General features: G+C 61.2%; 10 protein-coding genes. 3 read left to right on the top strand and 7 right to left on the bottom strand.

What is annotated here, in order from left to right; all coding sequences use genetic code 11:
- Window positions 1-49 precede the first annotated feature (49 nt).
- Window positions 50-673, top strand: a complete 624-nt coding sequence (locus GA0061103_RS26175; RefSeq protein ID WP_092716510.1) for a DUF922 domain-containing Zn-dependent protease — start codon at window positions 50-52, stop codon at window positions 671-673.
- A gap of 443 nt (window positions 674-1,116) precedes the next feature.
- Here the strand turns inward: GA0061103_RS26175 and GA0061103_RS26170 are convergent, their stop codons facing one another.
- Together GA0061103_RS26170 and GA0061103_RS26165 are read right to left on the bottom strand one after the other, a co-directional pair.
- Window positions 1,117-1,437, bottom strand: coding sequence for a 2Fe-2S iron-sulfur cluster-binding protein (locus GA0061103_RS26170; RefSeq protein WP_092716343.1), 321 nt, complete (start codon window positions 1,435-1,437; stop codon window positions 1,117-1,119).
- 150 nt (window positions 1,438-1,587) lie between these two features.
- Window positions 1,588-1,956: an Hpt domain-containing protein gene (locus GA0061103_RS26165; RefSeq protein WP_092716341.1), complete on the bottom strand. Its 369-nt coding sequence runs from the start codon at window positions 1,954-1,956 to the stop codon at window positions 1,588-1,590.
- A gap of 492 nt (window positions 1,957-2,448) precedes the next feature.
- Between GA0061103_RS26165 and GA0061103_RS26160 the strand changes: the two genes are divergently transcribed.
- Together GA0061103_RS26160 and GA0061103_RS26155 are read left to right on the top strand one after the other, a co-directional pair.
- A complete protein-coding gene (locus GA0061103_RS26160; protein WP_092716339.1) occupies window positions 2,449-9,336 on the top strand; it encodes an apolipoprotein A-IV repeat region-like domain-containing protein in 6,888 nt (2,295 codons plus the stop codon).
- A 16-nt stretch (window positions 9,337-9,352) separates the two neighbouring features.
- Window positions 9,353-9,895: a DUF6389 family protein gene (locus GA0061103_RS26155; RefSeq protein ID WP_092716337.1), complete on the top strand. Its 543-nt coding sequence runs from the start codon at window positions 9,353-9,355 to the stop codon at window positions 9,893-9,895.
- Between the two features lie 141 nt (window positions 9,896-10,036).
- On the opposite strand, the gene GA0061103_RS26150 is transcribed toward GA0061103_RS26155, so the two are convergent.
- The 5 genes from GA0061103_RS26150 to GA0061103_RS26130 form a co-directional block, all read right to left on the bottom strand.
- The gene (locus GA0061103_RS26150) at window positions 10,037-10,363 is read right to left on the bottom strand and encodes an RcnB family protein (RefSeq protein WP_092716335.1); all 327 of its coding nucleotides are present in this window, start codon (window positions 10,361-10,363) and stop codon (window positions 10,037-10,039) included.
- 131 nt (window positions 10,364-10,494) lie between these two features.
- Window positions 10,495-12,105, bottom strand: a complete 1,611-nt coding sequence (locus GA0061103_RS26145) for a glycoside hydrolase family 43 protein (RefSeq protein ID WP_092716333.1) — start codon at window positions 12,103-12,105, stop codon at window positions 10,495-10,497.
- A 78-nt stretch (window positions 12,106-12,183) separates the two neighbouring features.
- Window positions 12,184-13,215: an L-glyceraldehyde 3-phosphate reductase gene (mgrA, locus tag GA0061103_RS26140; RefSeq protein ID WP_092716331.1), complete on the bottom strand. Its 1,032-nt coding sequence runs from the start codon at window positions 13,213-13,215 to the stop codon at window positions 12,184-12,186.
- Window positions 13,216-13,284: 69 nt separating this feature from the next.
- Window positions 13,285-14,418, bottom strand: coding sequence for a Gfo/Idh/MocA family protein (locus GA0061103_RS26135; protein ID WP_092716329.1), 1,134 nt, complete (start codon window positions 14,416-14,418; stop codon window positions 13,285-13,287).
- An 11-nt stretch (window positions 14,419-14,429) separates the two neighbouring features.
- Entirely contained in the window at window positions 14,430-15,191 is a 762-nt protein-coding gene (locus tag GA0061103_RS26130; protein ID WP_092716327.1) for a sugar phosphate isomerase/epimerase family protein, read from the bottom strand.
- Window positions 15,192-15,269: the final 78 nt, after the last annotated feature.

Genomic DNA, 15,269 nt, shown 5'->3' with positions numbered 1-15,269 from the left:
AGTGGCTATGCCGCAAGGTTCGCAGAAGTTCAACATGGTAGCGACACGAATGCCGCTTGCATCCCATAAGTTCAGTCTTTCGTGTGCCTTGCTGCTCGCGTTCTGCATACCCGGCCTAGCCAATGCCGAAGTCATCGCTCGCAAATCCATTTCCTATTTTGACATCAAGGGCAGCACCGCCGACGAGCTCGATGCGGCATTGAACCAACGCGGTCCGCTGGCGATGGGCTCCAGCAGCCACCATCCAGGTGCTACGAAGATTCGCTTCGGCGGCAATGCGACCTACAGCGAAGCAAACGGCCGCTGCTATATCTCCGGCGTCAAGGTTACGGTCGATACGGAAATCATTCTGCCGCGATGGCGCGACCGGCGGCATGCCAGCAAGCAGCTTTCCACGATCTGGGATACCTTGGCTGCCGATATCCGGCGCCACGAGGACCGGCATGTCGAAATCGCCCGTCAGCATGCGCGGCAGATGGAAAGGCAGATCCTGTCTCTGCCGTCAGCCAGCAATTGTGATGCGCTTCAGGAAAAGGCAAACGAGGTGACGTCGCGCGAAACCGACCGGCACGATGCCGATCAGGCGCGCTTCGACCGCATCGAAGCGATCAATTTCACGAGCCGGATCCAGAGGCTGCTCTACTACCGCAGCCGCCAAGGCGCTCGGCAGTAGCTTTTCGAAAAACTACCCTTCGGCGCAAAGGCGATCAGAAGCGCCAACTGTGGGAAATCGGTCACTATATCCTGTGAATCGTTTGATCTCGTCGCTCTTTGAACTTTACGAGAATCTGAAATAGGTTTTTCCTATCAATTACAGAGACAAACGCACTGGTTGATTCGAAGAAGACCGGGCGGATGTCGCAAAAGGATCGATTTTGAGTACCTGCGGCGGCGGGTTTCTTCGCTCTTCGGCGCAGTCGGGGTTTGTTTTTCAAAGCATGCGCTAAGTGTTCTCCTGGCGCGTCCTGAAGCCGCAGGTGTTTCCTCCCTTGCCTGCGGTGATGCGCCCGCCTCGCCTCGCTCGCTGCACCAGCTGAGCGGGGCATCTTTTTTGGGCATTTAACCTTCAGCGGGATTATCGCAACGGATCGGGCGTGATGTCCCCGAGGTTGGGTGTCAGGCCTGGCGTTCCGGCACGTGGACGACAAGGCCGTCCAGTGCGCTCTTCATCTTGATCTGACAGGAGAGCCGCGAGTTGGGGCGGACATCGTAGGCGAAGTCGAGCATGTCTTCTTCCATGGCTTCGGGGCCGCCGACCTTCTCGGTCCATTCCTCGTCGACGTAGACATGACAGGTGGCGCAGGCGCAGGCGCCGCCGCATTCCGCCTCGATGCCGGGAACGGAGTTGCGCACGGCATTTTCCATCACGGTGGAGCCCTCGTCGACATTGAGGTCAAAGCGCGTGCCGTCGAAGGCGACGATGGTCAATTTGGTCATGTGGGTGAATTCCGATATTTCGTGAATGAAGGGTGATCGGAATTTTACTTCCAACAAATCGCTGGGGCAGTCAACATTTGCGCCGCCGAAACGGTTTCACCCGTCTGGCGGCGCAAGGATTGCACTTCATCGATCTTCGAGCGGATCGCCTTAGCGAGAAAGCTTCAAAATGAAGTTTTCGGCCTCGATGACGCAGGTCGTGACCGCTGCCATGCGAGCGGCATCGCCGACATTGCTTTCGAGTGCCCCGGCCGCATCCGCCACACGGAAAGCGCCGACGGCGCTGGCCGCGCCCTTCAGCTTGTGCGATGCGGCCTCCATGCGCTTCGGATCGCCGCTGCCGATCTCCTGCAGGCAGGAGCGAGCCTGCCTTGCGAACATCTGCAATACCTCGACCTCAAGCACCTTGTCGCCCATCGTCTGCTTGCCGAGATGGACGAGATCGATCGCCCGCTCCCGCGACGGAGCCGCGCCCCGCGAATTATCAGGAGATTCAAATGCGATGTTCAAAGCTGCCATGTGCCAATGCTCCCGTCATTTATCTATGACTGTTTTATGGACCTGCCGCATAGTTGCGGCCCGGGCATGGCCATCCAGTTAAATTTTGGCACATTCAGGGCCGAAAACTCCAGACATGGTTAACGTGCGTTAAACATGCTCAAAATCTTGGGTTTTCATGGCGTTGAACAGGTAAACAGGGTTAATGGCACCTTAACGATCCACTGACTTTAAGGTGGAATTAATTGTCATGACTGGGGGAATGTGTCACTACGATACTAGTAAATTGGGTAGATGGCACATGCCTTTGCCCCGGAAGTGGATGATGGTAATGTTTTCATAACATCCGTTTGAAAAACCAGTTATCCACTCTGAATGTAATGGGAAATCCAAGCTCGATGTTGATCGAAGGCGGAAGACCCCACGGGAGGCAGGGTTCGTCTTTTCCGGACGCGGCGGAATTACCGGAAAAGACACGGCAAGCCCGAGTGAGTTGTAACGAGGCGTAACCGCATGGCGAACAAAAAGTACATCGAGTCGGTCGAGGACAAGGCCTTTCAGGCATTGGACGAAGCTCTGCAGATCGATTTCAGTGACGAGAGCTTGGAGTCCCGCAGCGGCACTACGCCCGATGTCCCGGAGCGAAATGTGTCTGAGCCGCCGAAACAGCCGATAAAGCAGACCAGGGATGATGCCGCCCGCAAGAATGGCGGCGCACGCAGCACCGCCGCCCCTGCTACTCCGCCCCGCCCCGCCGAGGCGCCGAAAAACCCGAACCTTGCAGCCGCCAATGACGGCAGCCGGGCGAGTTCCGCAAGCATATTGAGAGCGCTCGACGGAGCCTCGCAGAGCCACGCGGTGCGAAACGCCACGATCTTCTCGCTGTTCTGGATCATCGGCGGCGCCGGCCTCGCCTTCATGCTCTACGGCACGCAGATCCGAAACATCCATTCGATCGCGGATCTCGCAGCCCTTCCAGGCGTCATCGCCTGCATCGTCGGCATCATCGTTCCGGTGCTGCTCTTCTATGCGTTCGGCATGATGATTTCGCGTGCGCACGACATGCGCAATGCAGCCCGCTCCATGGCGGAAGTCGCCCTGCGTCTCGTCGAGCCGGAAACCGTTGCTTCCGAGCGCATTATGACGGTCGGTCAGGCCGTGCGCCGCGAAGTCTCCGCCATGAACGAAGGCATCGAACGCACCATTGCGCGCGCCACCGAACTCGAAACCCTCGTCCATACCGAGGTCAATGCGCTGGAGCGCAGCTACGCCGACAACGAATTGCGCGTGCGCAGCCTGGTCCATGAGCTGGGTACCGAGCGCGACGCCATCGTCAATCACGCCGAGCGGATCCGCTCGTCGATTGCAGGCGTGCACGACCAGATCAAGGAAGACCTGTCGCTGGCGACCGAAGAAATCGCCGTGCGCCTCTCCACTTCGGGCGAAGCCTTCGCATCGATGATCGATACGCGCGCCGCCGCGCTGATGGAGAAATCGGATTCCGCCGTCCAGGCTCTCGGCACCCTTCTCGCCGCCAAGACTGACAGCCTGCTGCAGAACCTCAACGCTTCGGGCCTTGCTCTCAGCCACGAATTCGACACCCGCCTGGAATCCCTGTCGTCGACCCTCGCCGAACGCGGCAATGCGCTGCTCGGCCAGTTCGAAACGCGCGCCTCGACGCTCGATGCGAACACCGAAAAGCTCAACTCTGCGCTGAACGAACGTGCGCGCCAACTCAATGAAACGCTGGTTGCCCGCACCCGTGAAATCAGCGAGAGCCTCACCGGCGGAGAGCGCTCCATTACGGGCACGCTCGACAATGTTCTGTCCCGCCTCAACACGGCCCTCGACGAAAAGGGCGCGAGCTTCCGTCAAAGCCTGCAGTCGACGGCCGACGACGCCATCATGGACATCGATCTGCGCTCCGGCTTCTTTGACGAGCGTTTCCAGTCGACGATCGCACAGCTTTCGACAGCGTTCGACGAGCGCGTATCGGAATTCACCTCAGCCTTCGACAAGCGCGCCGGCACCTTGGATACCAAGCTCACGGAAAGCCTCGCCCGCATCAATCAGTCGCTCGGCAGCAATTCCGATGCGCTGGAAGGTATCCTGACCTCCAGCATCGAGCGCCTGGGCTCGCATCTCACCGATCAGTCCTTCGCGCTGGCAACGACGCTGGCAACCGGACAGGAAGTGCTGGAAAGCGCTATCGGTTCCAAGGCGAACGAGATCACGTCGGCGCTACAGAACGCCACGACGGGTATTTCCTCGGCCCTCACCTCGGGCACGAGCGAGCTCAACACCACGCTCGCATCGCATGCCGGCACCTTCACCTCCGCCGTGCAGGGTGTCACGCGCGACGTCTCCGCCGCCCTGCAAAGTGGCACGGAAGAACTGACCTCGGCCTTCACCGGCCGCGCCAATGACATCAACAATACCCTCTCTGCCCGCACCAGCGAGATCACGCAGGCTTTGGGTTCTGCCCATGAACGCATCGATGCCGTGATGGCCGCTCGCAGCAATGCGCTTTTCGGTGCACTGGCCGACAACCAGTCCCGTTTCGAACAGACGCTTGCCGAGCGTTCGGAAGCGATCACCAGTGCCGTCAGCGGCTCCCACGAGCATCTGACCGCCGCCCTCGACGAACGCACCTCGATGCTGGCCATTTCGCTGGCTGAAAGCCAATTGCGCCTCGAAAACACGCTGGCGAGCCGCGCCGATGCCATCAACAGCGCCATGGCCGACACCCATAGCAAGCTGGCCGACACGCTCGACGACAAGACGATGGCGCTCGCTATTGCGCTTTCCGAAGGCCAATCCCGCCTGGAAGACACCGTTTCCGGTCATGCGGAACACGTTGCCGGCACGCTGGATGCGAAGACCAAGGACCTTGCGCGGGCACTCGCCGAGGGTCAGGCTCGTCTCGAAAGCACCGTCTCCGGTCACGCCGAAAGCGTCACCAACGCCCTCGACGACAGGACGATGGCGCTCGCTATCGCGCTTTCCGAGAGCCAGGCCCGGCTGGAGGAAACCGTTGCCGGTCACGCCGACCGCGTCGCCGATACATTCGAAGGCAAGACCAGTGCCCTCGCCGCTGCCCTGACCTCCGGCCAGTCTCGTCTTGAAGAAACCCTCGCCAACCGCGCCGAGGCGATCATCAAGGCATTTGCAGGCAACCATAGTGCTTTGGCCGAAGCGCTGGACGACAGAACGATGGCACTCGCCATCGCGCTCGGCGAAAGCCAATCCCGCCTGGAAAGCACCATCGCCGGGCACGCGGAAAGCGTTGCAAGCACTTTGGATGACAAGACGATGGCATTGGCCATTGCCCTCTCCGAAAGCCAGGCCCGCCTTGAAAACGCCGTTTCCGGCCATGCGGAAAGCGTCGGCGCCACGCTGGACGACAAGACGATGGCGCTGGCCATCGCGCTGTCGGAAGCTCAGGCCCGTCTCGAAGATACCGTATCCGGCCACGCCGAACGCGTTGCCGATACGCTCGAAGGCAAGACGCGGGCGCTCTCCGATGCGCTGACCTCCGGCCAGTCGCGCCTTGAAGCAACGCTTGCCAACCGTGCCGAAGCGATCACCAACGCCTTTAGCAGCAACCACAACGCGCTCGCCGACGCCCTGGACGACAAGGCGATGGCTCTCGCCATTTCGCTCTCCGACACCCAGTCACGGCTTGAGGATGCGGTATCGAGCCGTCTCGATGCCCTCTCCGAAACCGTTGCCGGCACTCACGACAGGATCGTCAACAGCCTCGACGACCGGACGATGGCGCTCGCCATGGCCCTTTCGGAAAACCATGCGAAGCTCGAAGACACTCTCACCAGTAGCGCCAAGGCCATTGCCCATACCGTCACCAGCGGTCACGAGGCGCTGACCAACACGCTCGACGACAAGAGCATGGCCTTCGCGATCTCGCTCGCCGAAAACCAGAACCGCTTCGAAAGCGCCCTGGAAGACCGTGCCAACGCCCTTCTCGACAGCGTCTCCGGCGCCGAGTCCCGCGTCGCCGGCGCCTTCGGCGACAAGGCGGATGCGATCCGTGCCGCCTACAGCGAAAACCAGGATCGCCTCGACCGTTCGCTCACTGCCCATACGGACGCCCTGTCCGAAATACTCGGCAGCAACAGCGATCGCGTCGAGACCGTTCTCGGCACCACCACCCGCCATCTCGAAAATACGCTCGGCGCCGGTCTGTCGCAGATGGACCAGAACCTGGCTTCGGCCTACGAGCGCATGCGCTCCACGCTGGACGATCGCAGCAATGCCATCAATCTCGCCTTGCGCGACGCGCATGCGCAGATCGATAACACGCTGATGGAACAGACGACCGCTATCGGCACCTCGATTGCCACCAGCGCCAGCATGCTGGAAATGTCGCTCGAGGATCGTGAGGCTTCGCTGCGCCAGACCATCGACACGAGCGCGAGGACGCTGGAAGAGCGTCTGAACAGCGGTGCGGGCGACATTGCCGGCCGTATCCAGCAGGCCGCAGGCGACATCGCGCGCTCTGCCGAAACCTTCTCGTCCAACCTCAACCAGTCTATCGACGGCATGACGAACCGCTTTGCCGAGACCGGCTCGCGGGTCGAGGCCAGCCTGTCGGCTCTTGAAAACCGCATCAATGAAGGCGTCACCGGTGTTGCCGCCCAGGTCGATGCCGCCGGCAACCGCCTCTCGGATACGCTGGCAAGCGGCGCGGCAAAGATCGACGACAGCGGCAGCCAGGCATCCGCCCGCATCGAAGAGCGCCTTTCGACCATGGACCGTGCCCTCAATGTCGGTCTCGAAGCCGTCAATCGCACGATTGAAGGCAAAGCCGCAAATCTGGCCACCACGCTGCGTACGGCAGTCGCCGATGCCGCGCAAGGCATGGACACGGAAGCGACACGCACGGCCGATCTGCTCGCCAACACCGGCCAGCAATTCGCCGAAAACCTCGGCAACCACAGCGATGCCTTCGCCCGTGCCATGACCGAGCGTTCCAACGATCTCGTCAACCGCGTCTCGGAAACGCAGAACCGGTTGGCAAGCCAGGCTGCGGCCGTCGCCCAGACCTTCTCGGAAGCCGGCAATGCGATCGTCAACAAGGTCGCAGAAGCCGAAGGCCTCGTCAGCAATCAGGTCAATACGATCTCGCAGGCCCTGTCTTCCGCGGAACAGTCGCTGGAAGCCCGCGGCGCAGCTATTCGCAACACGCTTGCCGGCGGCAGTGAGCAGATCGCTGCCTCCATGGCCCAGGTCGAGCGCGCACTCGACGAGCGCAGCACGGCGATCCGCAGTTCTCTGGAAGAGCGCGCCCGTGAAATCGGCTCCACACTTGCCGATGTCGACAAGGCGCTGGAAGCCCGTGGCTCCTCTATCCGTACCTCGCTCGACGAGCGCACCCGCGAGCTGAATTCGATGCTTGCCGGACGTTCCACCGAGCTGTCGCGCCTCATTGACGAAAAGGCTCGCCCGATCGTCGATCGCTACGCGGCAACGGGTCAGGAAGCCGCAGCCCTCATCTCCGCAGCGGCACAGGAAAGCACGGAACGCCTGCGTGCCGAAAACGCCGCCCTCATCAACGCGATCTCATCGCGCACCGAGCATGCGGTCAACACGGTCAGCGCGCTCGAAAACAACCTGCTTGCGAGCGTCAACGGCATCATCGCGCGACTGGCGGACAACAACTCGGCGATTGCCGGCCTGCTGTCCAACGCCGCCACCGAATTCTCAAACGTCGACGACCGCCTGACGGCAACTTCGTCGCGCTTCGCCGAATCTGCCGCGAAGGCCGGCGAGATGGTTTCCGCCTCCAGCCGTCTCCTCGAAGGCAAGGTCGACAAGCTGTCCGAGATCACCGGCCAGACCCTGTCGCAGGTCGGCAGCATCGTCGGCCGCTTCGACGACCACTCCAAGGTGCTGTCACAGGCTTCCCAGCTTCTGGGTGCCGCCCAATCGAACCTCGTATCGACGCTGGAAGAACGCGAAACGGCACTGCAGAACCTGGCGGTCGGCCTCGTTCAGCGCTCGGAAGAGATCGAGAACACCATGCGCGCCCTCGGCTCGATGGTGGAAACCGCCTTCGACCGCGCCGAACAACGCTCGAACCAGGTAACCGGCAATCTCCGCCAGAGCGTGCAGTCTTCCTTCGCGGATATCGGCCGCGTTCTCTCCGATGCCGAAAAGCGCGCCGAGGATGCAGCGGAAAACATGCGTGGAGCATTGCACAAGGCCGGCGAGGAAGCGAACCAGGCTGTCGAAAACACATTCGCCAATGCCGAGCGCCGTTCCAGCGATCTCACCAACCGCCTGCGCGGCGGCCTGACGGCTTCGTTGTCCGAAGTCGAGCAAATGCTCGCCGATGCCGGCAAGACCTCCGACACGGCCGCCGAGCAGCTGCGCGAAACGCTACGTGTCGCTGTCGACGACGCGATCGGCCGCTTCGCTGGCGCGACGGACGAAATCCGTCGCTCGGCCGGTGATATCCGCCGCGAGCTCGACCTTACCCGCAGCGAACTGAAGCGCGGTGCCTTCGACCTTCCGGAAGAGGCAAAGGAAAGCGCCGCAGCCATGCGTCGCGCCGTTGCCGAACAGATCAAGGCCCTGCAGGACATCTCGCAGATTGTCGGTCGCTCGACACAGCAGCTGGAAATTTCCGAGCCTGCAGCTCGTGCGCTGGCCGATGCACAACCCGCTCCGCGCCCGCAGCCGGCGGCACCAGCCCCGGTCGCCGCCCGGCCACAGCAGCCTGCGCCGCAACAGCCGGCTCCACAGCAACCGGTCGCCCAGCAGCCCGTGCAGCGGCCGGCACCGCAGCCGCAGCAGCCTTCGATCGAGTCCCTCGGCTTGCGTGGGTCGATCCCGGCCGAGCGCCCGGCGGCACAGCCGCAGCGTCCAGCAGAAACAGCAGCTCCTGTCCGTCAGGAAGCAGCAGGCGGCGGCTGGATCAGCGATCTGCTGCGTGGCGCGTCACGCGATGAAAACGCCGGTCTGCAGCCAGCCCGTCAATCGGCACAGAAAGCGCCGGCGGAACAGGCTCCTGCTCCCGCCGCACGCAACCCGCGCCATGTCGTGGAATCGCTGAACTCGCTTTCGGTCGATATCGCCCGCGCGATCGATCATGACGCCTCGGTCGATCTGTGGCGCCGTTACCAGCGTGGCGAGCGCGACGTGTTCACACGCCGCCTCTATACACTCAAGGGCCAGCAGACCTTCGATGAGATCAAGCGCAAATACGACCGCGAGCCGGAATTCCGCACCGCAGTCGATCGCTACATCGCCGATTTCGAAAAGCTGCTCACCGACGTTGCCCGCACCGATCGCGACAAGACGGTCACGCAATCCTATCTCACATCGGATACCGGCAAGGTCTACACCATGCTGGCGCACGCGGCAGGTCGCCTGAGCTGAGATAGACAAAAGAGGAATGATCGATCCCCGGCAGAAATGCCGGGGATTTTGTTTTGGAACGACGGCAGAAGCCGGAACTATATCTGACCGAGATAGCGAAGGGGATGTGCAGGCGATGACAGAGGATGAGTATAAAACCGAACTCCAAGGCATCCTGCGAGCTCATGCGCAACCGGCGTTGGAGAAGCTTCACGCGGTAAAGCGGTCACTTTCAGAAAAAGCCCGGCAGATCATGGTGGGGGTTCATCCCGGCCAAAGTGAGGAAGGCTTCTTCACCATCATGGTTCACTTGGACGGCCCGGATCTTTACGTCCTCAACAAAGCGATACAGCCATACCGCTCCCTCTTTGATGTCAGGATTGTCGATGGCCGTATACAGCCACATGTCCCAAGGTTTGATCCGGAGGCGCTAAGCTTTTCAGTTAACGATGCCATCGTGGACGCTTGCATGGAATGGATGGAAGAGCTGTGGCGTCAATTTGGGGGAATAGGTCTGCCGGCGTTCGTTTTCGGAGAAGAAGGCTACGGATCGTTGGAGCGGAAACCCTTGCTTCCCTGAAAGGCCGGCGTCGTATTCTTCGAGAAATTCCTGCCGCAAAGCCAGTCCCGGCAATCCGAATGCTGCGACAGAAAATGCTTCGAATTTCGGCTGGCGGCGGCCCGGTAATTGACTGCTTTCCTTCCCCGTATGGATTCGAATTCAGCGGGCCTCATGCACCTTCGAGATCAAACCGCTGGTAATACCGACGAGGAGAAAATTGCTCTTGAGGCGAACCCAGTGATAGCCGCGCGGAGGCGCGGACAGCTGGTAGGCGCGATAGTCGATTTCCGTTGCGCGGCGGCGGTCGGAAGCCGACAGGCGGCGTCCCTTGACCCAACCGCCCTTGCGGATGACGACCTTCTTCTTCACCACTTCCTTCTGGACGACGGCCTGCTTGCCGGCGGGAGCAGGCTTGACTTGCGCAGTCGCTGCCAGGGGCATTCCGATGATGGATGCCGCAAGAAGGACAGTGAAGATTTTTCTCATTGGGTGTTTCCTCATTTCAGAATCTGCACGCGAACTTATCGTGACAGACATGAAACGCGTCTGACAGTCGAATTACAATTCCGTAATGGGCGCGATTGGTTCGGCCGGGCGCGCCTGCACCGCTGGAAGCCTTATAGCTCATCGTAGTTGAACCAATCGAAATCCGCCGTCTTCGCCCGCCCCGAGGTATCGAAGGCAAACATGCCGGCAAAGGCGCCGGTAAAGGAGCCATGCTCGCCGCGGCCGCCTTCATCCGAGATGACGCCAGCGTCGAGCACAGGCCCGATGGCCTGCCACGCGCCCATGCCCTCTGCCTGCCAATAGAACTGCAGGTCGTTGTCCCGCACTTCCATGGCAAGCTGGATCCGCCCGTCCGGCACTGCGATGCCACCCTCGATCGGAAAACTCAGGCGACCGTTCGGATAGTCCCCCGGGCAGGTCATGATGGTGACGCAGCGGCCGAGCTTCTCATGCAAGGTCACGGCGATGGCATGCAGTTTGAAGCGATTGTAGTAATGCGTCAGGCCCGCAACCTGCTGGTAGGTGTCGGGCTCGAAATCGACGACCGTTTCGACACGGAAACTGTGATGTTCCTGACGGCGGGCGACGAGCGCCTGCTCGAACCAGGAACCGATGCTTTCGCGGGCGAAAAGCCGCAAATGGCCGGGGCGGTCCGTCAGGCTGAAGATGCGTTCCGGCTGCGGCGTGCGCAGCCACTGGAAATCAATCGGAAGAGTGCGCTCGTCGAAATTATAACCGCTACGGCGGGACTTATCGATACGCTGGGCGCCATTCAGGCCAGCGACGTCAACATCGGGAACGCTGGTGCCATTTTCGAGATAGAGCCAGCCATCCCCTTTCCAGACGCATTTCTGCAGAGCCGTCTCCCGACCGAGCGTGCAGCGACGATGCGGAGGCAGAGGCCGCCCGCAAAGATGCGTATGATAGAACTGTCCGTCATGCGTCTCGACATATTGTCCGTGGCCGGCGCGTTGCAATGGCGCTTCCGGATGGTCCTTCGAGGTGATCAGGTATTTGTTGGGATGCAGTTCGTACGGCCCGGCAATGTCGCGGGCGCGCGCCATCGTCACCGCATGATCATAGCCGGTGCCGCCTTCCGCCGTAGTCAGATAGTACCAGCCGTTGCGCTTGAAGAGATGCGGCCCTTCGACCAAACCGAGCTCCGTGCCACCGAAGATGTTCCTGATCGGTCCCTTCAAGGATTTCGTTGCCGGATCCCATTCCTGCAGCAGGATACCATCGAAGGCCGGCGTCTTCGGCGAGCCGCCATAGCTCTCCGTGCGGTGGTTCCATTGCATATTGACGAACCACTTGCGGCCGTCGTCGTCGTGGAACAGCGAGGGATCGAAACCGGAGGAGTTTACATAGGCCGGCTCGGACCATTCGCCTTCGATGGTCGGCGAGGTCACGATGTAATTATGGGCATCCTTGAAGTTGCCGTCATAACGCTTGACGTCGGTATAGACGAGCCAGAACAGGCCATCCGCATAGGAGAGGCAAGGCGCCCAGATGCCGCAGCTGTCGGGCTCACCGCGCATGTCGAGCTGCGATGCCCGCTCCAGCGGCCGCCTCACCAAGGACCAGTTCACGAGATCGCGCGAATGATGGATCTGCACGCCCGGATACCATTCGAATGTCGAGGTGGCGATGTAGTAGTCCTCGCCGACGCGGCAGATGGACGGATCCGGATTGAACCCCGGCAGGATCGGATTGCGGATCATGAACTCTCTCCTCCGGAGACCATGGCAAGCGGCAATAGGTAAAACGCCCGGAAACCAGTTCCGGGCGTTTTAGGATGGTCAATCGCGTTCGGCCGATTTGGCCCAGAGATTGATGTCGGCCTCCTTGGCATAGACATCGATCTGCTTCAGCTCTTCCGCGGTGAAGTCGAGATTGTCGAGCGCCTTGACGCAATCGACGATCTGCGACGAGCGGCTGGCGCCGATCAGAGCCGAGGTGATACGGCCGCCACGCAGAACCCAGGCGATCGCCATCTGCGCCAGCGTCTGGCCGCGCTTCTCGGCGATCTCGTTGAGCTTTCTTATATTGTCGATGATCGACGGACGGATGAAGTCGCGCTTCAGGAAATGGTTCTGTGCTGCGCGACTGTCGTCCGGAATGCCGCCGAGATACTTGGTCGACAGCATGCCCTGCGCCAGCGGCGAGAAGACGATCGAACCGATGCCGAGATCCTCAAGCGTGTCCACCAGACCGTCATCCTCGACCCAGCGGTTGAGCATGGAGTAGCTCGGCTGATGGATCAGGCATGGCGTGCCGAGGTCCTTGAGGATGGCGGCAGCCTCGCGCGTGCGCTGCGAGTTATAGGAGGAAATGCCGACATAGAGCGCCCTGCCCGAGCGGACGATATGATCGAGCGCGCCGCAGGTTTCCTCAAGCGGCGTGTCCGGATCGAAGCGGTGAGAATAGAAGATATCGACATAGTCGAGACTCATGCGCTTCAGGCTCTGGTCGCAGGAGGCGATCAGATATTTGCGGCTGCCCCATTCGCCATAGGGACCCGGCCACATATCGTAACCGGCCTTGGAGGAAATGATGAGCTCGTCGCGCAGGCCGGCGAAATCGGTGCGCAGAATCTCGCCGAACGCGGTTTCCGCGCTGCCGGGAGGCGGTCCGTAATTGTTGGCGAGGTCGAAATGGGTGATGCCGAGGTCGAAGGCCGTGCGGCACATGTCGACCTTGCGGTCATGCGGCGTGTCGCCGCCGAAATTGTGCCAGAGCCCAAGCGAGACCGCCGGCAGCTTCAGACCGGAGCGGCCGGTCCTGTTATATTTCATTTTTGAATAGCGATCGGTTGCCGGTTGCCAGGCCATGATGGAATTCCTTCGAGATGAAAAAGCGCGCGGGTTGGTCACCCGCGCGCAAACTAGCTCTTCCGGCGCTTACTTCAAGAGCGCTTGTGCCTCTTCGATGCCGAGGGCTGCCGGCTGCGTGCAGGTCGTGGTCAGATCGATGAAGCGGCCTTCCTCGCCAGACTTCAGGATCGAGGTCATGACATCGACGCCGTGCAGCGTGCGGTCGAGCGAGCAACGTGCATCGCGACCGTCGATCAGCGATGCCGCCATGTCGGCAAGGCCGGCCGTGCGGTAGTTGGCCCGGGCGCCGCTTGGGCTTTCCTGGTTGGCAATGCCAAAAGGATGCGCCCAGTTTTCCAGCGGCTTGATCTCCTTGTCGCGACCGCTGGCCTCGACGGTGCCGCCGAAGAAGTTGGGGTCGGGTACGTAGAGCGAGCCTTCAGTGCCGTAGAGCTCCATATTGGCATGGCGATGCGACCAGACATCCCAGCTCGCCGTCAGCGTGATGCGAGCACCGCTCACGAATTCAAGCAGCGCCTGGATCGTCGTCGGCGTCTTCACCGGAATGATCTCGCCATTGCGCGGCTGGCTGGTGATGGTGCGGGTCGGCGATGCCATCGAGGTCATCGCACCCACCCGCTTTACCGGACCGATCAGGTTGATCAGGTTGGCGACATAATACGGGCCGAGATCGAGGATCGGGCCGCCGCCGGGCAGGAAGAAGAAGTCCGGGTTCGGATGCCACATTTCCATGCCGGGGCTCATGACATGGCATGAGCCCGAGGTGACGCGGCCGATGCCGCCGTCATCGATGAACTTGCGGGCAAGCTGATGCGCGCCGCCAAGGAAGGTATCGGGAGCGCAGCCGACGGCCAGCCCCTTTTCCTTGGCGATGCGGCGCAGCTCCTCGCCCTGCTCCAGCGTCAGCACCAACGGCTTTTCGGAGTAGACGTGCTTGCCTGCTTCCAGGATGCGTTTGGAAACCGGGAAATGCGCATCCGGGATGGTCAGGTTGACGATGACGTCGAGCTCGTCATTGGCGAGCAGTTCGTCGATGGTCTGGGCCTTGACCTTGTACTCCTCGGCGCGCGCACGCGCCGCTTCCATGTTGATATCCGCGCAGGCCAGCACCTTCAGGCCCTTGAAGAGCGGGGCGAGCGAGAAGTAGGTGGTCGAGATATTGCCGCATCCGATGATGCCGACGCCAAGTTCCTTAGCCATGTGGAAGTGCCTCAAAAGCTCTTGAAGGATGCGATGGAGCGGGTGATCAGGCGATCGACGTCGCTCGGGTTGTCATGCTCGACGACAAAGTGCTTGGCCTTGGTGCCGGCCAGTGCCTTGAGCAGCTTCGCCCACGGAACCGTACCATGACCGACATCGGCCCAGCCGTCTTCATTCTTGTTCTCGCCAGCCGGAGCAATGTCCTTGACGTGAACGGCGGTGATGCGCGGACCGAGCTTTTCGATCCAGGCGAAGGGATCGCCGCCGCCGCGAATGACCCAGGCGATATCGGCTTCCCAGGAAATATCCGGAGCGCCTTCGAAGATCTGCTCGATCGGCAGCGAACCGTCTGCCTGCTTGACGAATTCGAAGTCGTGGTTGTGCCAGCCGAATTCGAAGCCTGCATCCTTGTAGGGCTTGCTCATTTCATGCAGGCGCTTCCCGAATGCGCGCCAGCCGGCGGCATCGCTCGGACGCTGGTCGGCGCCGATATGCGGCGCATAGATCGAATCCATGCCGAGGGTCTTACCAATCGTCAGCGCCTTCTGCACTTCGCCGTCGAGGAAATCCGGGCTGAAATGGCCGCTCGCCATCCGCAGGCCGTTCTTGTCGAGTTCGGCGCGCAGGGTCTTGAGGCCCGTCTCGTCGAGATCGGCATAGATGCCGCCGAAGCCCTCGACTTCGGCATAGCCGGCCTTGCCGAGCTTGACGAAGATCTCCGAATAGGGTTGAAAATTGCGGGCGCTATAAAGCTGAAATCCAAGTTTCGTCATCGATAGTCCTCCAATGGCCTGCCGGCCGTCTGTCTTGGGCTTGTGGCCCCGAAAGCGCCGCCACTGCGACGCGATAGC

This window comes from Martinezella multihospitum, assembly GCF_900094585.1.
Taxonomy (GTDB): Bacteria; Pseudomonadota; Alphaproteobacteria; order Rhizobiales; family Rhizobiaceae; genus Rhizobium; species Rhizobium multihospitium.
Note: the sequence above shows the minus strand (reverse complement) of the source record. Positions and strands in the feature narration are given on the sequence as shown.

Bases quoted from the DNA above. Each gene is read 5' to 3' on its own strand.
- GA0061103_RS26135 (WP_092716329.1), bottom strand. From the start codon at position 14,418: ATGGCTAAGGAACTTGGCGTCGGCATCATCGGATGCGGCAATATCTCG.
- GA0061103_RS26175 (WP_092716510.1), top strand. From the start codon at position 50: ATGCCGCTTGCATCCCATAAGTTCAGTCTTTCGTGTGCCTTGCTGCTC.
- GA0061103_RS26165 (WP_092716341.1), bottom strand. From the start codon at position 1,956: ATGGCAGCTTTGAACATCGCATTTGAATCTCCTGATAATTCGCGGGGC.
- GA0061103_RS26150 (WP_092716335.1), bottom strand. From the start codon at position 10,363: ATGAGAAAAATCTTCACTGTCCTTCTTGCGGCATCCATCATCGGAATG.
- GA0061103_RS26160 (WP_092716339.1), top strand. From the start codon at position 2,449: ATGGCGAACAAAAAGTACATCGAGTCGGTCGAGGACAAGGCCTTTCAG.
- GA0061103_RS26130 (WP_092716327.1), bottom strand. From the start codon at position 15,191: ATGACGAAACTTGGATTTCAGCTTTATAGCGCCCGCAATTTTCAACCC.
- mgrA (WP_092716331.1), bottom strand. From the start codon at position 13,215: ATGGCCTGGCAACCGGCAACCGATCGCTATTCAAAAATGAAATATAAC.
- GA0061103_RS26145 (WP_092716333.1), bottom strand. From the start codon at position 12,105: ATGATCCGCAATCCGATCCTGCCGGGGTTCAATCCGGATCCGTCCATC.
- GA0061103_RS26170 (WP_092716343.1), bottom strand. From the start codon at position 1,437: ATGACCAAATTGACCATCGTCGCCTTCGACGGCACGCGCTTTGACCTC.
- GA0061103_RS26155 (WP_092716337.1), top strand. From the start codon at position 9,353: ATGATCGATCCCCGGCAGAAATGCCGGGGATTTTGTTTTGGAACGACG.